At 69.4% G+C, this 15,982-nt stretch carries 21 protein-coding genes; 12 read left to right on the forward strand and 9 right to left on the reverse strand.

Going from position 1 to position 15,982, the window contains the following annotated elements:
* The first annotated feature begins 31 nt into the window (after nucleotides 1–31).
* Nucleotides 32–271: a hypothetical protein gene (locus tag BN977_RS13080; RefSeq protein ID WP_234709546.1), complete on the forward strand. Its 240-nt coding sequence runs from the start codon at nucleotides 32–34 to the stop codon at nucleotides 269–271.
* Here the strand turns inward: BN977_RS13080 and BN977_RS13085 are convergent.
* A complete protein-coding gene (locus BN977_RS13085; RefSeq protein WP_036397842.1) occupies nucleotides 223–894 on the reverse strand; it encodes a histidine phosphatase family protein in 672 nt (223 codons plus the stop codon). The two genes, BN977_RS13080 and BN977_RS13085, sit on opposite strands and share 49 nt — an antisense overlap.
* Nucleotides 891–1,823 (reverse strand): prephenate dehydratase, encoded by a 933-nt coding sequence (gene pheA / locus BN977_RS13090; RefSeq protein WP_036399028.1) that lies wholly within the window; start codon nucleotides 1,821–1,823, stop codon nucleotides 891–893. The genes BN977_RS13085 and pheA overlap by 4 nt, the downstream gene beginning before the upstream one ends.
* 114 nt (nucleotides 1,824–1,937) lie before the next feature.
* On the opposite strand from pheA, the gene BN977_RS13095 reads away from it, so the two are divergent.
* Both BN977_RS13095 and BN977_RS13100 read left to right on the forward strand, forming a co-directional pair.
* The gene (locus BN977_RS13095; protein WP_036397843.1) at nucleotides 1,938–2,729 is read left to right on the forward strand and encodes a DUF2470 domain-containing protein; all 792 of its coding nucleotides are present in this window, start codon (nucleotides 1,938–1,940) and stop codon (nucleotides 2,727–2,729) included.
* Nucleotides 2,730–2,761: 32 nt separating this feature from the next.
* Nucleotides 2,762–3,517, forward strand: a complete 756-nt coding sequence (locus BN977_RS13100) for a CPBP family intramembrane glutamic endopeptidase (protein ID WP_084172489.1) — start codon at nucleotides 2,762–2,764, stop codon at nucleotides 3,515–3,517.
* 110 nt (nucleotides 3,518–3,627) lie between these two features.
* Here the strand turns inward: BN977_RS13100 and BN977_RS33465 are convergent, their stop codons facing one another.
* Nucleotides 3,628–3,768, reverse strand: a complete 141-nt coding sequence (locus BN977_RS33465; protein ID WP_268817600.1) for a hypothetical protein — start codon at nucleotides 3,766–3,768, stop codon at nucleotides 3,628–3,630.
* A gap of 62 nt (nucleotides 3,769–3,830) precedes the next feature.
* Between BN977_RS33465 and BN977_RS13105 the strand changes: the two genes are divergently transcribed.
* Together BN977_RS13105 and BN977_RS13110 are read left to right on the forward strand one after the other, a co-directional pair.
* Nucleotides 3,831–4,766 (forward strand): LCP family protein, encoded by a 936-nt coding sequence (locus BN977_RS13105; protein WP_268817599.1) that lies wholly within the window; start codon nucleotides 3,831–3,833, stop codon nucleotides 4,764–4,766.
* Nucleotides 4,767–4,892: 126 nt separating this feature from the next.
* On the forward strand, nucleotides 4,893–5,438 hold the full coding sequence (locus tag BN977_RS13110) for a ferritin (protein WP_036399030.1): 546 nt from the start codon (nucleotides 4,893–4,895) through the stop codon (nucleotides 5,436–5,438).
* On the opposite strand, the gene BN977_RS13115 is transcribed toward BN977_RS13110, so the two are convergent.
* From BN977_RS13115 to BN977_RS13125, 3 genes are read right to left on the reverse strand one after another with little or no spacing between them, the layout of a single operon-like run.
* The gene (locus BN977_RS13115; protein WP_024455865.1) at nucleotides 5,435–6,301 is read right to left on the reverse strand and encodes a glycerophosphodiester phosphodiesterase; all 867 of its coding nucleotides are present in this window, start codon (nucleotides 6,299–6,301) and stop codon (nucleotides 5,435–5,437) included. The two genes, BN977_RS13110 and BN977_RS13115, sit on opposite strands and share 4 nt — an antisense overlap.
* 4 nt (nucleotides 6,302–6,305) lie before the next feature.
* Entirely contained in the window at nucleotides 6,306–7,367 is a 1,062-nt protein-coding gene (locus BN977_RS13120; RefSeq protein ID WP_036397846.1) for a DUF4328 domain-containing protein, read from the reverse strand.
* Between the two features lie 20 nt (nucleotides 7,368–7,387).
* A complete protein-coding gene (locus BN977_RS13125; RefSeq protein WP_024455863.1) occupies nucleotides 7,388–7,729 on the reverse strand; it encodes a rhodanese-like domain-containing protein in 342 nt (113 codons plus the stop codon).
* Between the two features lie 505 nt (nucleotides 7,730–8,234).
* On the opposite strand from BN977_RS13125, the gene BN977_RS32870 reads away from it, so the two are divergent.
* The 5 genes from BN977_RS32870 to BN977_RS13145 all read left to right on the forward strand — a co-directional run bounded on the left by BN977_RS32870 (nucleotide 8,235) and on the right by BN977_RS13145 (nucleotide 11,726).
* Complete coding sequence (locus BN977_RS32870; protein WP_165576315.1) at nucleotides 8,235–8,390, forward strand: hypothetical protein; 156 nt, start codon at nucleotides 8,235–8,237, stop codon at nucleotides 8,388–8,390.
* A gap of 187 nt (nucleotides 8,391–8,577) precedes the next feature.
* Entirely contained in the window at nucleotides 8,578–9,201 is a 624-nt protein-coding gene (locus BN977_RS13130; protein ID WP_024455862.1) for a superoxide dismutase, read from the forward strand.
* 170 nt (nucleotides 9,202–9,371) lie between these two features.
* A complete protein-coding gene (locus tag BN977_RS13135) occupies nucleotides 9,372–9,905 on the forward strand; it encodes a hypothetical protein (protein ID WP_024455861.1) in 534 nt (177 codons plus the stop codon).
* Between the two features lie 271 nt (nucleotides 9,906–10,176).
* Nucleotides 10,177–10,890: a TMEM165/GDT1 family protein gene (locus BN977_RS13140; protein WP_024455860.1), complete on the forward strand. Its 714-nt coding sequence runs from the start codon at nucleotides 10,177–10,179 to the stop codon at nucleotides 10,888–10,890.
* 437 nt (nucleotides 10,891–11,327) lie between these two features.
* Nucleotides 11,328–11,726, forward strand: a complete 399-nt coding sequence (locus BN977_RS13145; RefSeq protein ID WP_024455859.1) for a helix-turn-helix domain-containing protein — start codon at nucleotides 11,328–11,330, stop codon at nucleotides 11,724–11,726.
* A 41-nt stretch (nucleotides 11,727–11,767) separates the two neighbouring features.
* On the opposite strand, the gene BN977_RS13150 is transcribed toward BN977_RS13145, so the two are convergent.
* From BN977_RS13150 to BN977_RS31435, 3 genes are all read right to left on the reverse strand, one after another.
* Nucleotides 11,768–12,973, reverse strand: a complete 1,206-nt coding sequence (locus BN977_RS13150) for a hypothetical protein (protein WP_036397847.1) — start codon at nucleotides 12,971–12,973, stop codon at nucleotides 11,768–11,770.
* The gene (locus tag BN977_RS13155) at nucleotides 12,970–13,461 is read right to left on the reverse strand and encodes an ImmA/IrrE family metallo-endopeptidase (RefSeq protein ID WP_024455857.1); all 492 of its coding nucleotides are present in this window, start codon (nucleotides 13,459–13,461) and stop codon (nucleotides 12,970–12,972) included. Before BN977_RS13155 ends, BN977_RS13150 begins: the two co-directional genes overlap by 4 nt.
* A 62-nt stretch (nucleotides 13,462–13,523) precedes the next feature.
* Nucleotides 13,524–14,546: a hypothetical protein gene (locus BN977_RS31435; RefSeq protein ID WP_051561325.1), complete on the reverse strand. Its 1,023-nt coding sequence runs from the start codon at nucleotides 14,544–14,546 to the stop codon at nucleotides 13,524–13,526.
* 206 nt (nucleotides 14,547–14,752) lie between these two features.
* Between BN977_RS31435 and BN977_RS13165 the strand changes: the two genes are divergently transcribed.
* Together BN977_RS13165 and BN977_RS13170 are read left to right on the forward strand one after the other, a co-directional pair.
* Nucleotides 14,753–15,421 (forward strand): DUF6474 family protein, encoded by a 669-nt coding sequence (locus BN977_RS13165; RefSeq protein ID WP_024455855.1) that lies wholly within the window; start codon nucleotides 14,753–14,755, stop codon nucleotides 15,419–15,421.
* An 11-nt stretch (nucleotides 15,422–15,432) separates the two neighbouring features.
* On the forward strand, nucleotides 15,433–15,942 hold the full coding sequence (locus BN977_RS13170; RefSeq protein ID WP_036397848.1) for a hypothetical protein: 510 nt from the start codon (nucleotides 15,433–15,435) through the stop codon (nucleotides 15,940–15,942).
* The last annotated feature ends 40 nt before the right edge of the window (nucleotides 15,943–15,982 follow it).

A 15,982-nucleotide genomic window follows, 5' to 3' on the forward strand; every position in this document is an offset into this window, starting at 1 on the left:
GCTTGTCGGTGCGCGGTGCTATGAACGAACCATGAGGACCAGCGAGGAGCTGCACATGAGTGCGCACTGCCGCGAGTGCGCGGACGGCCTCGCCCACTGCCACGGCACGGTGATCCTGCACATCGGGCAGCGGGCCGAGTGCACCGATGACTGCGGCGCCCCGGAGGTGGAGCACACCTACACCATCGACTGCGTGGCCATCGGGTGTGGCTGCGCCCGGGATCAGCCCATCGGGTCGGGCACGCTCTCCTCGGGCAGCTTGTCCGCGTAGAACGGCGGGGCCAGCTCGCCCCACTGCACACAGCTCCACCGCCCGTCGGTGATCGGGCTGAGCACCACGCTCTCGGTGTTGGCCAGGTGGTGATCCAGGGCGAACCGGCCGTCCACGCCGGCCAGCACCGCGGCCACCAGCCGGATCGCCGCGCCGTGGCTGACCACGACGATGTCGTCCTGCCAATCGTGGTCGTCGAGGTGTCGGATCCGCAGCTTGGTCAGGACCGGCACGATGCGATCGAGGACCTGCCGCCCGCTCTCGCCCCCGGGCATCGACGCGTCGAGGTCGCCCAGCTGCCAGCGCCGGTAGATGCTGTCGAACTGCTCGACGGCGGCGTCGTCATTGCGGTCCTCGAGGTGGCCGACCTGAACCTCGTAGATGTCGTCGAGCTCGTGCGGCGCCACGTCGAGATGCCCGCCGATCCCGGCGGCGGTCTGCCGGGCCCGGGTGGCCACCGAGTGGGCGACCACGCCGACCGGGTGCTTCCAGTCCCGCGCGAAGGCCCTGGCCTGTTCGTGCCCCAGCTCGGTGAGCTCGGCGCCGGGCGGCCGGGTGTCCAGGCGTTTCTCGACGTTGCCGAAAGACTGCCCGTGCCGTACCAGTACCAGCCGCCCGCTCACGATCGCTCTCCTTGCCGCAGTGCCGCCAGCCACCGCGTCGCCTCGCTGGAGGCGGGCGGTACCGCCCCGGCCGCGGCACCGGTCGGCCAGGACCCCAGGAAACGAACGTCGGCGCAGCGCCGGTGCAGCGCCTTGAGTGCCTCGGCGACGGCGTCGTCATCGATATGCCCCACACAGTCGAGGAAAAACTTGTAGGTTCCCAATTCCGTTCGGGTGGGCCGGGATTCGATGCGGGTGAGGTCGATGTCCCGCATGGCGAACTCGGTCATCGCGGCCACCAGCGCGCCGGGCTCGTTGTCCAGGCTCAGCACCACCGAGGTGCGGTCGGCGCCGGTGCGCCCCGGCGGCGGTGCCGGCGGCCCGACGAGCACGAACCTGGTACGGGCGTTGGGCTCGTCGACGACGCCGGCGGCGAGCACCTGCAGCGCGTAGCGTTCGGCCGCCAGCGCGGTGCTGACCCCGGCGTCGGCCCGTCCGGCCGCGACATCGGCGGCCGCGGCGGCATTGGACTGTGCGGGGATCACCGCGGCCTGCGGTAGTTCGGCGGCCAGCCAGCGCCGCACCTGTGCGGCCGCGACGGGGAAGGCCGCCACGGTGGCGACGTCCGGGGCGGCGGTGCCCGCCCGGGTGACGATGCTGAACGCCACGTCGAGCGTGTGCTCGGCGAAGATTTGCAGGGCCGGTCCGGCGGCCAACCCGTCCAGGGTGGGCAGCACCGACCCTTCGATGGAGTTTTCGATGGGCACGCACGCGTACTCGGCGCCGCCCGAGCGGACGGTTTCCAGCGCCGCGGCGGGGCTGTCGCAGCCCACGGGCGTGACCTCGGTTCCCGTAGCACCGCCGCCGGGGATCATCGCACCGGCCGCCATCTGCAACAACGCCGCCTCGGTGAACGTCCCCTCCGGTCCGAGATAGGCGATGCGCGGCACGTCTTTCACCCTAGTGGCTCGCGCGAGTGGCCCCGCCCGCGCCGAGGGAAACCTTGCGAACCGGACAGGTGGTGTAGTTAAGTAAGGCTTACCTCACTAACGGAAGGTGTTCAGATGACGACTGTGGTGGCGGCACCGACGACGGCCGAGCGGATCCGCAGCGCCTGTGCGCGGGCCGGTGGCGCGATGGTTGCGGTCGACGGCCTGGATCCCACCGCCACCCCGGTGCACCATCTGTTGGCCGACGGCTCGTTCGCGATCACCATTCCCGTCGACGGATACCTGGCCGGTGCGCTGGTGTCGGCCGGTGCGGCCGGCATGCAAGCCGTGCTGGAGATGACGGACTACGCGCCGCTCCCGCTGCGGGAACCGGTGCGGTCGCTGGTGTGGATCCGTGGCCGCCTGGTGTCCGTGCCCGCCGGTGAGGTCGGCGGCCTGCTCGACCTGATCGCCGCCGAACACCCGAATCCCGCCCTGCTGCAAGTGAATACCGACGAACCGGCCGGCGGCGAGACGGCGTACGCGTTGGTCCGCCTGGAGATCGAATCCGTGGTGGTCGCCGACTCGACCGGGGCCGAGTCGGTCGGTGTCGGCGCCCTGCTGGAGGCGCGGCCCGATCCGTTCTGTGGCTTGGAGTCCTGCTGGCTGCGCCACCTGGAATCGGCGCATCGCGATGTCGTCGAGCGGCTGTCGGCCCGGCTGCCGATGACGCTGCGCGGTGGCCGGGTGCGACCGTTGGGCCTGGACCGCTACGGCGTGCAACTGCGGGTCGAGGACGAGACCGGCGATCATGACGTCCGGCTACCGTTCGCCAAACCGGTCGACGACGTCGCGGGCCTCAGCCAGGCCATCCGGGTCCTGATGGGCTGCCCCTTTCTGAACGGACTACGCGCGCGCCGGATCTGAAGTCGCACCGCGGGGCCACTAGCGTGGCTGCGGTGACCGAACCGGACCCGCTGCCCCGGCGCACCCTGCGCATCGAGGTCTTCGTCGTCCTCGCCGTCACCTTCGGGCTGAGCGCCTACACCGCGCTGCTGGATCTCGTCGAGGCCGTCCTGTTGGGGCTGGCCGGCCGCCGGGTGGCACTGAACCAGCGCCGGTCCCCGTTCGACCTCATCGACTTCGGCCTCAACCTGGCCTCGGTGCTGCAGCTGGTGGCCTGGGGAGCCCTGGGGCTGTACCTGTTGTGGCGCAGCGGTTTCGGCCCCCGCCGCATCGGCCTCGGACGCATCCGCTGGCATCCCGACGTGACGGGCGGCCTCGGCCTGGCCGCACTGATCGGCCTGCCCGGACTGGGGCTCTACGTCGCGGCCCGGGTGTTGGGTCTGAGCGCATCCGTGGAACCGGCCCAGCTGTACGACACCTGGTGGCGCATCCCGGTGCTGCTGGCGCTGGCCTTCGCCAACGGCTGGGCCGAAGAGATCATCGTCGTCGCGTTCCTGATCACCCGACTGCGCCAGCTGCAGTTCAATCCGGCGGCCGCGCTGGCGATCTCGGCGGTGCTGCGCGGGGCCTACCACCTGTACCAGGGCTACTCGGCGGGCCTGGGCAACGTGGTGATGGGGGTGGTGTTCGGATACCTCTGGATGCGCACGGGCCGACTGTGGCCGCTGATCATCGCGCACGGACTGATCGACGCCGTGGCGTTCGTCGGTTACTCGCTGGCCGCGGGCCACTTGGACTGGCTGACCTGACGATGCGGGCCGGGCCAGTACATTCGCAGCTGTGAACGACCACCGGCCGCCCGGCCAGGAGCCGCCGCCGCCCCGCAGGCGGCCGGCACCCCCACGGGAGCCGTCCCAGGTCATCCGTCGTGAGCCCGGGTACCGACCGCCACCGCAATGGCCGCCCAATCCACCGACACCACACCGGGCGCCGCCCCCGCCGCCACCACCGCTGCGTCGCCCACCGCCACCGCGGCCCGCGCCCCCGCGTCAGGCCGCACCCCCGACGCCCGCCCCGCCCGCCAAGCCGCGTCGCAGGGGGCGCGTCCGCCGGGCAGCGGCCCTGCTCACGGTGCTGCTGCTGATCGTGCTGACGGCCGCAGCCGGCGGCGCGGTGTGGTTCGACACCACCCTGCAGCGGGTGCCGGCCCTGGCCGACTACCCCGACCGACCGGCGCAGGGCAAAGGTGTCACGTGGCTGCTGGTCGGCTCTGACAGCAGGCAGCACCTCACGCCCGAACAGCAGGCCGAGCTGGCCACCGGCGGTGATGTGGGCAACGGCCGGACCGACACCATCCTGCTGATCCACATCGGCGGAATCGCCTCGGGCGTGCCCACCACGATGGTGTCGTTGCCGCGCGACTCCTACGTCGACATTCCCGGCCACGGCCAGGACAAGATCAACGCCGCCTTCGCCATCGGCGGTGCCCCGCTGCTCGCCCAGACGGTGGAGAAGGCCACCGGCCTGCGGCTGGACCACTACGCCGAGGTCGGCTTCGACGGGTTCGCCGAACTTGTCGACGCCATCGGCGGCGTCACCATGTGCCCGGCCGAACCGATCACCGACCCGCTCGCCGGTATCGACCTCCAGGCCGGCTGCCAGGAACTCGACGGCCGCAACGCGCTGGGCTTCGTGCGCTCGCGCGCCACGCCGCGCGCGGACCTGGACCGGATGCTCAACCAGCGGGCCTTCATGTCGGCGCTGCTGCACCGGGCCGCCAGCCCGGAGGTGCTGTTGAATCCGCTGCGGTGGTACCCCATGGTCCACGCGGTCGGCGCCGCACTTACGGTGGATCAGGGCGGGCATGTGTGGGACCTGGCCAGGCTGGGGTGGGCACTGCACGGCGATGCCGTGACCACGACGGTGCCGATCGGGGAATTCACCAGCAGCGACTCCGGCGCGGTGGTGGTCTGGGACAGCGAGGCCGCCGGCCGACTGTTCGCCGCCCTCGCCGCCGACACCGCGGTTCCCGCGGATGTGCTGAACCTGGGATCGTGACCGCCAGCAAACTTTTCGACGCGTCGCTCGAGGGGTGTAACTGGAGTCACTCCAGTTAGGAGACGCTAACCTCCGTAAGGGTGGCCTTCGCTGACAGGGCCTCTGACCTGCGTTATTGTCATGATCATGACCGACGCGAGCACTCTCGACACCAAATTCAACACTCTGCTGCGCGAGCAGATCCGGGCCGAATTCACCGCGTCGCAGCAATACATCGCCGTCGCCGTGTACTGCGATGGATCCGATCTGCCGCAGCTGGCCGCGCACTTCTACGCCCAGTCGGTCGAGGAGCGCAATCACGCCATGATGCTGGTCCAGTACCTGCTCGACCGGGACCTGGATGTCGAGATCCCCGGCATCGATGCCGTGCTCAACTCCTTCGACACCCCGGCGCAGGCGCTGCGGCTCGCTCTCGAGCAGGAACGCACCGTCACCGAGCAGATCACCCGGCTGGCCAGCGTCGCCCGCGAAGAGGGCGACTACCTCGGCGAGCAGTTCATGCAGTGGTTCCTCAAGGAGCAGGTCGAGGAGGTGGCCACCATGTCGTCTCTGGTCCGGATCGCCGAGCGCGCCGGAGCCAACCTGTTCCACCTGGAGGACTTCGTCGCCCGCGAACTCGCGCGCGGCGCCGCCGACCCCAGCGCGCCGAAGGCCGCCGGCGGCAACCTCTAGTCCCGGCCCACCCCGGTCAGCCCGTTCTGCAGCCAGTCCTTGGTGCGGCCGGGGTGATTGGTGGCGACCCAGCCCACCCCGACGTCCCGGCAGTACCGCACGTCCTCGTAATGGTCCACGGTCCAGCAGTACAGGGCGCGGCCCTGGGCGGCGGCACGGTCGACGAGTTCGGGGTGCTCCCGCAAGGTGGCGATGGACGGCCCGACGGCGGTGGCGCCCACCGTCGTCGCCGCGCTGCCGCCGAGATAGCGCGAGGTCTCCCCCAACAGCACGGTGGGCAGCATCGGCGCCGCCCGCCGGATCCGCCACACCGCGGCGGCGGAGAACGACATGACCACCGCTCTGGCCAGATCGGCCGAGGCCGGTGCCGCGATGCCGTACCGGTGCAGCACCGCCAGCACCTTGCTCTCCACCAGGGCGCCGTAGCGCACCGGGTGTTTGGTCTCGATGAACAGTTTGACCGGCCGCTTCCAGTCCAGCACCAGCGTGATCAACGCGTCCAGCGTCAGCAGCCCGGTATCGCCGGTGCCGCCGCTCTCGCGCCAGCCGGCGTGCCAGGACCCGAAATCGAGCTCACGAAGCTGGGCCAGGGTCATCTCGCTGACCAGCCCGGTGCCGTCGGAGGTGCGGTCGACACGGCGGTCGTGCACGCACACCAGGTGGCCATCCCTGGTCAGTCGCACATCGCATTCGACGCCGTCGGCACCCTCCTGCAGCGCCAGCTCGTAAGCGGCCAGGGTGTGCTCGGGGCGCTCGGCCGACGCACCGCGGTGCGCGACGACGAAGGGGTGCCGGTCGGCCGCCGGTCCCGGTGTCGGTTCCGATCTGGCCGGCCCAGTCGCCCCGGCGTCGCCCGCGGTCATATGGCTATGCTGCCGGGTTCTGGTCTTCGGTCTCAACCGCTGGCGCGGAATCGGCCTCGTGCGCCTCGGATTCCCCGTCCTGCGGGCCGGTGGCCACCATCACCCAGCGCTTGACGGGCCGGTCGACCGGCCTGCTCTCGAAGCCCTGGAAGACCTGCAGCACCAGCACGACGGCGGCCAGCGCGAGCAGATAGGCGATCGTGGTGGTCACCGTGTTGTTGGCGATGCCCTGCGCATCGCTGACGAAGCTGGTCGCGATGGACATCACCGACACCACCGTGCTGAACACCCAGGTGATCCACCACGCCGTGATCCGCAGCCCCGTGCGGCCCTCCGCCCGGGCCAACTCGATGAGGAACACCGGCGCCCAGAACAGGTTGACCAGTGGCACCAGGCAGCCCGCCCACAGCTGCCACTTCGACCGCGGATCCTCCCGGCCGTTGTGCGCGAACACGCCGGCCCGGCGCGCGATCAGCCAGTTGGTCAGCACCACGGCGGTCACGATCACGCCGAACAGCGCCAGCGCGCTGGCCGCCACGCCGACCCAGGTGACCACCGCGGCCAGCACGGGGTTCAGCAGCACCGACCGATTGATCAGCAACAGGGCATAACGCACGATGTGCAGCACCGCGGCGAAGCCCAACAATCCCATCGTGGTGACCAGCGTGGCCCGCACCATGGTCGCCGACGGACCGCGACGCTCCTCGGCATCGGCGGCGGCACCCGGGGCGTACTCACCCGGCGGGCCGTACAGGCTCCAGCGCGGGATGCTCGCGTAGCGCGGCGTGGGCCCCAAGGGGCGACGGTGAGGCCGGGGCGGGGGCGCCGCACCGGGGCGCACCGCGATCCACTTGAACCCTTGCGGCAGTGGGCCGGGTTGAGGACGGGCGGGCGGCCGGCTCGGCGCGCCGGCCGGTGGCCGCCATCGCGGATCAGGGGCACACGGCTGCGGCGGGACAGGCAGCACACCGGGAGCCAGCAGCGTGCCCCGGCACCGTGGGCACCAGACCCGCTGGCGATCGCGGACGTTCCACCGCGTCCCGCACTGGGCGCAGACCTGAATCACCGGTCCAGCCTACGGCGTGTTCAGACCGTGCCGGCGGTGCCGCCGTCGGTGGTCACCGGCCGTCCGGCCTGCGCCCACGCCAGCATGCCGCCGGTGACGTTGATGGGTTCGAAACCTTCCCTGGCCAGGTACTGGGCCACCCGCAGCGACCGGCCGCCGGCGTGGCAGACGACATAGAGGGTCGCGTCACGGTCGATCTCGTGGATCCGGGCCGGCACGTCACCCATCGGAATGTGCTGGGCACCGGCGGCGTGGCCGCGCTGCCATTCGTCGTCCTCGCGGACGTCCAACAGCACCACCGCGTCGCCGAAATCCAGGGGGACGTCCTTCACCTCGGCATGCGCCACGTCACTGTCAGACATGAGCAGACATTCTGGTCGGTCCCGCTGGGGAGGCAAGGCGTCGGGTCATGGACTCCATGCTGGCATGGGTCCGGGCCCACCGGCCGGTTCAGTGCCGGTTCGGCGCCGGTTCAGCGCCGGTTCCGGACGCACGCGACGGTCACCGGGGGTGACAGCAATGTTTCGACTATCCACAGTTTCCACAGGTTCATCCACAGGCACCGGGTGCCACCGCACCGCCGCACGCACGCGACTCCGCGGTCCCGCTGTGGATAACCTGAGCCCGCCACGGCGTCGTCATCAACAAGCGCGGGCACCGCCGAGCGAAAAAGGTTGCTCAGCTAACTTTCACCGGAAATCGACAAACCGGTGTGGATTCCCACCGCCGCCCACTTTCAAACGTACCGACCCCGTGCGGAGTCCGGATTTCCCGCGGGACAGCTAAGGGTTTATGATCACCGTCACTACAGCCGTGTGACAGAACTCACTGGGGGATGTTTCGAATCGTGCAGGTCAGGAGCTTGTGATGGCAGCGCACCCAATGGGCCACGGATCGGCCGTGCCGCAGTCGGACTGGCAGGGAACGTCGCGGATCTACGGCAACCAGGCCATGGCGTGTCTGCGCGCCGGCGTCATCGCCCTCGTCCTCCTCGCGGTACTCGCACTCATCGTGTTGACCTGAATTACCGACCTGAGCCAACCGAGTTTTATTCCCCGTGTGCGCTAATGGCACACGTCCTTGCGGTGTCAGCCGTGATCGGGCAAGGATGGTGTCGAGCTTGTTGTCGACATTTCCGACGCCGAACTCCACCGCGATCCACCCGACGCGGATCGCATGACCGCGGATCACATGACTAGGAAGGAAGCCAGTGGCTGAATACACCCTCCCGGAGCTTGATTACGACTACAGCGCCCTGGAACCCCACATTTCCGGACAGATCAACGAGATCCACCACAGCAAGCATCACGCCACGTACGTCAAGGGCCTGAACGACGCGCTGGCCAAGCTGGAGGAAGCCCGCGCCAAGGACGACCAGTCGGCCATCTTCCTGAACGAGAAGAACCTGGCGTTCCACCTCGGCGGGCACGTCAACCACAGCATCTGGTGGAAGAACCTCTCCCCCAACGGTGGTGACAAGCCCACCGGTGAGCTCGCGCAGGCGATCGACGACCAGTTCGGTTCTTTCGACAAGTTCCGCGCGCAGTTCACCGCCGCGGCCAACGGCTTGCAGGGCTCGGGCTGGGCGGTGCTCGGCTACGACAGCCTCGGTGATCGACTACTGACCTTCCAGCTGTACGACCAGCAGGCCAACGTGCCGCTGGGCATCATCCCGCTGCTGCAGGTCGACATGTGGGAGCACGCCTACTACCTGCAGTACAAGAACGTGAAGGCCGACTACGTCACCGCGTTCTGGAACGTCGTCAACTGGGCCGATGTCCAGGACCGGTTCGCCAAGGCCACCAGCAAGACCGGCGGTCTGATCTTCGGCTGAGCCGGCCGGCTCGCAGCACGGGCCCCGCACGCCATGCCTTTCCGGGCGGCGTGCGGGGCTCGTCGCATTTGGCACTCGTGTCCTCTTGCGTGCTAGCCACGTCCTGCCTCATCCTTGGCGAATCGACCCACAGCAGTGTCGTCAGCATTCCAGCACTGTCGGGAGGCCAGATGGAGACCGGACCCCAACGGGCGGTGGAGATCGCCCCATTCCATGCTCGCGGTTGTTTGAAAGGGTTTGTGGTTTCCGGCCGTTGGCCGGATTCGACCAAGGAGTGGGCCCAGCTGTTGATGGTGGCGGTGCGCGTCGCCTCCATGCCCGGGTTGCTCTCCACCACAACCATATTCGGAGTCCGCGAGGAACTCCCCGAACAACCCGCCCCTGGCACGGTCGGCCTGGTCCTGGCCGAGGGCACCGTTGTGGGTGAATCAGCCGTTCCCCCAGGCTTTTTCGCCGATCACCAACCACCGGCCCTGCTGATGCTGCATCCGCCTTCGGAGACCACGCCGTCGCTGCCCGAATGCACCGGAGCCGCTTCGGGTTGCGTGCTGCTGCCCGGCCTGCCGCATCTGGGCCTGGAACACCGGGCGGCCTGGGTGGAAGCCGAATCCGACGGGACCATCACGTCGATGGTCAGCCGCGTCGGGGTGGACCCCATCAGCCATCCGGACACCGCAATCCTCGCGATGCTGCTTGCCGCATAAGGCTTTTCGCATCGGGTAGCAAGAAAGTACGGGCACCCGAATCCGCCGGCCGAGGTGGCGCCGTTGCCGCGCAACGGTTATCGTCGGTGGCATCAGCGAAGGGGAGTAGCCCCCAATCGTCGTGTCGACATACTGGCAGCGCACATCGAAGGTGCGCAGGCCCGGCCGGCGAACCGCTCCTCGATCCGAGGGTGGTGGGCGAGACCTTCGACCGAACGTCCGGAGACCATCAGCACGTGGTCGGCCGGCGCCGCGTCGAAAGGTCGTCCTCGTGCTCAGTGCCGCACTCGTCAGTCTTTCAGTGGTGTTCGTCGCCGAGTTGGGCGACAAATCCCAGCTGATCACCATGACCTACGCCCTGCGGCACCGGTGGTGGGTGGTGCTCTCCGGCGTCGGCATCGCCGCCTTCCTGGTGCACGGCCTGTCGGTCACCATCGGCCACTTCCTCGGTCTGTCCCTGCCGGAACGCCCCATCGCCTTCGCCGCGGCCATCGCCTTCCTGCTCTTCGCGGTGTGGACCTGGCGCGACAGCCGCGCCACCGATGACGACACCGAGGACGTCCGGGTGGCCGAACCGCGGTTCATCGTGTTCGCGGTGGTCTCGTCGTTCGTGCTGGCCGAACTCGGGGACAAGACGATGCTGGCCACGGTGGCCCTGGCCAGCGACCACAACTGGGCGGGCGTCTGGATCGGCGCGACCATCGGCATGGTGGCCGCCGACGGGGTGGCGATCGCCGCCGGGACGCTGCTGCATCGCCGGCTGCCCGAGCGTTTCCTGCACAGCATGGCCGCGGTCTTGTTCGCGTTGTTCGGCCTGTGGATCCTGTTCGACAACGCCCTGCATCTGCCGTGGGTGGCCGCGGTGGTGACGGGCACGCTGGCGCTCACCGCGGTGGGAACCGCGCTGGTCCGGTATCGGCGAGCCAAGCGCGGGACCGCGGCGACCGACGCGTCGACACTGGATTCGTCGCCGGAATATCGCTGAATCGCCCCTGGCTACTGTCATCCAATCGGATGACAGCAGGCCGTCGACCGTCTTGCCCTCTTCGTTACGTGGCCCGACGGAATCTCATGCCGGTGACGACCCATATTTCGCCAGTGCCAGCAGCAAATCCATCTTTCCGCTTTGCTGCAGGTAGCGGCCGCGGCGGGGTGCAGGCCCTGGGCGGGCTGTGACAACGCGCCGCAGGGGATCACTTCGGGCAAAACAACGCATACGTCATTTTTTTGTTAACCGGACCGGCGGTCCTGGGTTTCTGAAACTGCCTGACGTGCTGCTGGGGGGCCTAGCGGCGTATGCTGAATCTGCATGGTTCGACTTTTCAGTGGTTTGCACTTGGTTGTGGCGACAACACTCGCTACGATGATCAGCAAATACGAGACTGACGTGCAACACTCGTGAGTTATGTGGAGGAAAGTTAGATGAGCAAGACGTTCGCCGCCCGGCTGAACCGGTTGTTCGAGACGGTTTACCCGCCGGGGCGTGGCCCGCATACATCTGCTGAGGTCATCGGCGCGCTGAAGGCCGAGGGCGTGACGATGTCTGCTCCGTATCTCTCGCAGCTGCGGTCGGGTAACCGCACCAATCCGTCGGTTGCCACGATGGCCGCCCTGGCCAACTTCTTCCGCATCAAGCCGGCGTACTTCACCGACGACGAGTACTACGAGAAGCTCGACAAGGAGCTGACCTGGCTGGCCAACATGCGCGACGAGGGTGTGCGCCGCATCGCCGCCCGCACCGTCGGACTGTCGCCCGAGTCCCAGCAGGACCTGGCGCTCAAGGCCGACGAGTTGCGCCGCAAGGAGAATCTCGACAGCTGACCAGACCCCGTCTGGTCGCCGTAGACGGTGTCACCGCGCGTTCAGCGCTCGGTGGCACCGTTTCTGCGTTCCGGCCCCGTGCGTTCCGGCCCTGTGCGCTCCAGCTCGCAATACTGCTCGGCGATCGCCAGGATCCACTCCCGGTCCGAGAAGGTCGCCGGCTGTCGAAGCCAGTTGAGCCCGGGGAACTCGGCGTTGGCCGCGTCGCGGCCCGCACCGCGGCCGTCGTAGATCCACTGGGCGATCCCCCTGGCCTGCTCCTCCGCCGTGACCGGGGGTCCGTCCAGCTCCGCGATGTCGGCGATGTCCACCACGTCGTCGGCATCGTCGTCGTCCAGTGCCGTGGATCCGTTGGACTTGACCCGTCGGCGGATGGCCTCGGCTGCGGTGGCCTCCAGGTACAGCGAGTCGGAGATGAGCGACATCTGCTCGGCCACCCGGAACAGCAGCGGCCCGCGGGGGCGCACACCGATGCCGACGTCCGGGTGCCGCAGGCTCAGCTCGGCCAGGAGCGGCGACACCGTGCGCAGTTCCCGGCGGGCGCCGAACCAGTCTTCGACGCTGGGCAGCAGTGAGCCGCCCGCCACCACCAACATGGCGCAGCCCAGCAGCGTCGCGGCCGAGCCGACGCCGAGCAGCTCGGTGGTCCCCACCGCCCGCAGCAGGAAGAACGCGCTGGCCAGCACGATCAGCACGATGCCGATGCTGAACACGAACAACGCCCGTCCGCGCCGGGTGCGGTTGGAATGGCGCATCCCGGCCCAGGCCACCAGCGTCAGCGCGAGCAGCACGTACAGCAAGGGCAGCAGCCACGCCGACCATCCGCCTGCGGAGCCGAGGTTGCGTCGCAGGTACTCCTCGGGGGCCATCTCGGGTTCCTGGCCGGAGACGAAGAACGCCACCATGGTGACGACGGCGATGACGGCGGCCACCACGTATTGCGCGATGGCGATGCGCCGGATGGTCGCCGGCTTGCGGTCGGAGGCGACCGTGGTGATCATGACGCAACTGCCCGCCGCACACGAGATGAGCGCCACCTGACTGAGTGCCACGGCGATGTTGGGCCAGTGCAGCGCGGTGTCGATGAGCAGGGTCAGCGGCTGCCAGTTCAGGGCCGCGACCGTGCCGAGGCTGCCCAGCGCCAGGATCATCGCGCTGCTGACCAGGGATTGCTTGTTGACCAGGGCCCATCCGATGCGCAAGCCGGTCGCCAATCCCAGCAGGCCGGCGAGCACCCAGACGATCAACCAAACGCCTCTCCGAGCCGCACCTGCACCATCGACGAACGATCCGACGGCAACCGGCCGAGCCGATAGATCAGCAGTGCGGCGAAATCCTCCGCCTCCTGCTCGGCGTCCTCACCGGCTGGACCCATGCACCCGGTCCGTTGATTCAGCATGTAGCCGATGAGGTCGGAACCGGCCAATTCCATGGCGCCGCGGGCGGCCTCCACCACCGGGATGCCGTCATGCCCCAGGACCAGGTGACCGAGCTCGTGGGCCAGCGTGCGGTCCCACGCCGGCAATCCCTTCTGGATGAGGAAGACGTCGTGGTCAGCGTACTGCCGCCATTGCCCGCACACCCCGGCCGGAAGCTCCGCCATCTTGAGTTCGATCGGCCGGCCGCGGTCGGCGCTGACGGCCTCCACCAATCGGGGCACGGACACCTCGCCCTTGCGCGGGGCAAGGTCCAGCACGGCACTGACAGCTTTGGTCACGCGGCGACTAGCAGGCATTTCGACCTCCTTCCGATACTTCCACTATGGTGCCGCAACGCGGCACAGGCGAGCGATTCCGGTCAACTGGTGAATCTGGCCGACCGCCGGGAACTCAAGGCGAGCGCCGAACGCGCCTGTCGGTATCCAATGATCCCACCCGCAGCGGTCAGCAACATCATTCCGGTGACTCCGGGTACCGCCACGGCAACCACTTGGGGGATGTCGGCCGTGCGCAGGTAGTCGCCGTACCCGGCCCGGTAGGACACCGGCACCACGGCCCTGTCGACGGCCTGGACCGGGGTGCGCGGCGGCTGCGGCGCAACGGCGCCGGGCGGTCCCGGTGGTGGCGGCACGGACGGTTCCGGTGTCCCGCTGGATCCACCGGATCCGCCGCCCGCCGCGGGCAGCGGTGGCAGCTCGATCACCGGCAACGCCGGCACGGGCCCGACGATCGCGGGCAGGGCCGGCAGCCCCGGCACGGCGCCGTTCGGGGTCGGTTCAGGTAATCGCATGACCGGCGGACGTATCGGCTTGACCGTCGGTGGCTTCGGCCCGCCACCACCGAGTCCCCCGTTGCCGTTACCGGAGTTCTTCACCCCCGGCTTGGGCCACCACCACGGCAGGCAGTGCTTCCCCTCCTTGTCGCAATCATCGGGATCGTCGGGGTCATCGGGATCGTCCGGGTCGTCGGGGTCGGTCGAGTCGGCGGGGGCGCCCGGATCCGCGGGTGTCTGCGGTTCGCCGGCGGTCGTCCCGGGAGCCCCGGACGCCCCGCTTCCCGTGCTCTCGGATTGTTTGCTGGGACTGCCTCCGGTCGCGCCGGTACCGGCCTTGGGCAGGGTGTTGTCGCGTCCGTTCCCCACGGTCACCCGGGGCGGGTGCGCCGGGGCGCCCGGGCGGCCGGGGTGCGTGCCGCCGGCACCGCCCGAGTCGGGTTCCGCGGCCCCGGACGACGCGTCGCTCGTGCTGTCACCGGTCGTACCGGTACCGCCTGCACCATCGCTTTCGTCCGGGCTGGCAAATGCGACCGCGGCGCAGGCACCACCGACGAACAGGCCGGAAGCGACCAGACAGGCTGCCGCCGCGACTCGCACCCGCGACATCACGTCGTCACCCCCTCACGGCGCCACACGTTCTGGCGGCGGAAATTTACCCGATTGTCGCATATTGCGGCCAAAATGTTTGCTGCAGAGGGGATCACGGTAGCGCGGGAGGACACCGGCGGCCGACGCGTGGTACGGGCGATAGTGTTGGCCACACTGCCGTCCGGTGACCGCGGCAGTCGACGACATACCGGGAGGCAACGCCGATGGGCCTGTTCACGCGACGCAAGAGCCGGGCGACCCGCCGGGCCGAGGCCCGCGCCATCAAGCGCGCCGCCACGAAGAAAGCCAAGCTGGAGGCCAAACTCGCGGCCAAGAACGACGCCCGCCGCTACAAGGCCGACCGCAAGGACCAGTCCCGCGCGCTCAAGGCCCAGCTCCGGGCGCAGCGCGACAGCGACCGGGCCGCACTGAAGGTTGCTGAGGCCCAGCTCAAGGCCGCCCGTGAGGGCAAGCTGCTCTCGCCCACCCGGATTCGCCGAACGCTGACCGTATCGCGGCTGCTCGCGCCGATTCTGGTGCCGCTGGCCTACCGCGCCGCGGTGGCCGCGCGCGGTCTCCTCGACCAGCGCCGCGCCGACCGCCTCGGGGTTCCGCTGAGCCAGCTCGGCCAATTCTCCGGGCACGGGGCGGCGCTGGCCGCGCGTATCGCCGGCGCCGAGCAGACGCTGCAGCAGGTGGCGGCCAAGAAACCCAAGGACGCGGAGACCAAGCAGTTCGTCACCGCGATCACCGATCGGCTGACCGATCTGTCGGCAGCGGTGACGGCCGCCGAGAACATGCCCACCCAGCGCCGCGCCGCCGCCCATGACGCGATCAGCGCGCAGCTCGACGGTATCGACGCCGATCTGCTGGCCCGGCTCGGAATCGGCTGAGCCACCGCGTCATGACCGCCGCCACGCCTCGCCGGCCCGCGCTGCTGCGCGGCGTCGCCGTCGGGGCGCTGACGGCCACTTTGGCCCTGGCCGCACACGGGACCGCCGCCGGGGCGTTCCCGGCGGGCGGGTCCGTCACCGCGCTGCTGGTGCTGGCGGGTGCCGTGGCGGCGGTGGCCGCCGTCGCCCGCGGCGGCGTGGTCACCTTGGCGACGGTGCTGGCGGCCGGCCAGGCGGTCGGGCACCAGCTGCTCGGTATCGACGGCCATTCCCATCTTCAGGTGAACCCGGCGGCCATGCTGGTCGCGCACACCATCGCCGTCGGTGCCGGTGCGCTGTTGATCGGCGCCGGGGAACGGCTGGGCGCGGCACTGTCGCGCACCGTTGCGGTCATCACCGGGCCGCGGTCACCGCGGGTGCCGTCCGCCCCGTCGGCCCGTCGCAGCGCCGGTCAACCGCTGCAGTCGGCCCTGCTGGTGCGGGCGTCGATATCGCATCGAGGTCCACCGGTTGCGGCCTGACCGCCCAACCGACCCTCGACCCAGAAAGCCCACAACCGAA

The organism is Mycolicibacterium cosmeticum (genome assembly GCF_000613185.1).
In the GTDB taxonomy this organism is placed as follows: domain Bacteria; phylum Actinomycetota; class Actinomycetes; order Mycobacteriales; family Mycobacteriaceae; genus Mycobacterium; species Mycobacterium cosmeticum.

Bases quoted from the DNA above. Each gene is read 5' to 3' on its own strand.
- BN977_RS13125 (WP_024455863.1), bottom strand. From the start codon at position 7,729: ATGTCTGACAGTGACGTGGCGCATGCCGAGGTGAAGGACGTCCCCCTG.
- BN977_RS13115 (WP_024455865.1), bottom strand. From the start codon at position 6,301: ATGACCGCGGGCGACGCCGGGGCGACTGGGCCGGCCAGATCGGAACCG.
- BN977_RS13145 (WP_024455859.1), top strand. From the start codon at position 11,328: ATGAGCAAGACGTTCGCCGCCCGGCTGAACCGGTTGTTCGAGACGGTT.
- BN977_RS13095 (WP_036397843.1), top strand. From the start codon at position 1,938: ATGACGACTGTGGTGGCGGCACCGACGACGGCCGAGCGGATCCGCAGC.
- BN977_RS13080 (WP_234709546.1), top strand. From the start codon at position 32: ATGAGGACCAGCGAGGAGCTGCACATGAGTGCGCACTGCCGCGAGTGC.
- BN977_RS13165 (WP_024455855.1), top strand. From the start codon at position 14,753: ATGGGCCTGTTCACGCGACGCAAGAGCCGGGCGACCCGCCGGGCCGAG.
- BN977_RS13170 (WP_036397848.1), top strand. From the start codon at position 15,433: ATGACCGCCGCCACGCCTCGCCGGCCCGCGCTGCTGCGCGGCGTCGCC.
- BN977_RS13155 (WP_024455857.1), bottom strand. From the start codon at position 13,461: ATGCCTGCTAGTCGCCGCGTGACCAAAGCTGTCAGTGCCGTGCTGGAC.
- BN977_RS13135 (WP_024455861.1), top strand. From the start codon at position 9,372: ATGGAGACCGGACCCCAACGGGCGGTGGAGATCGCCCCATTCCATGCT.
- BN977_RS13110 (WP_036399030.1), top strand. From the start codon at position 4,893: ATGACCGACGCGAGCACTCTCGACACCAAATTCAACACTCTGCTGCGC.
- BN977_RS31435 (WP_051561325.1), bottom strand. From the start codon at position 14,546: ATGTCGCGGGTGCGAGTCGCGGCGGCAGCCTGTCTGGTCGCTTCCGGC.
- BN977_RS32870 (WP_165576315.1), top strand. From the start codon at position 8,235: ATGGCAGCGCACCCAATGGGCCACGGATCGGCCGTGCCGCAGTCGGAC.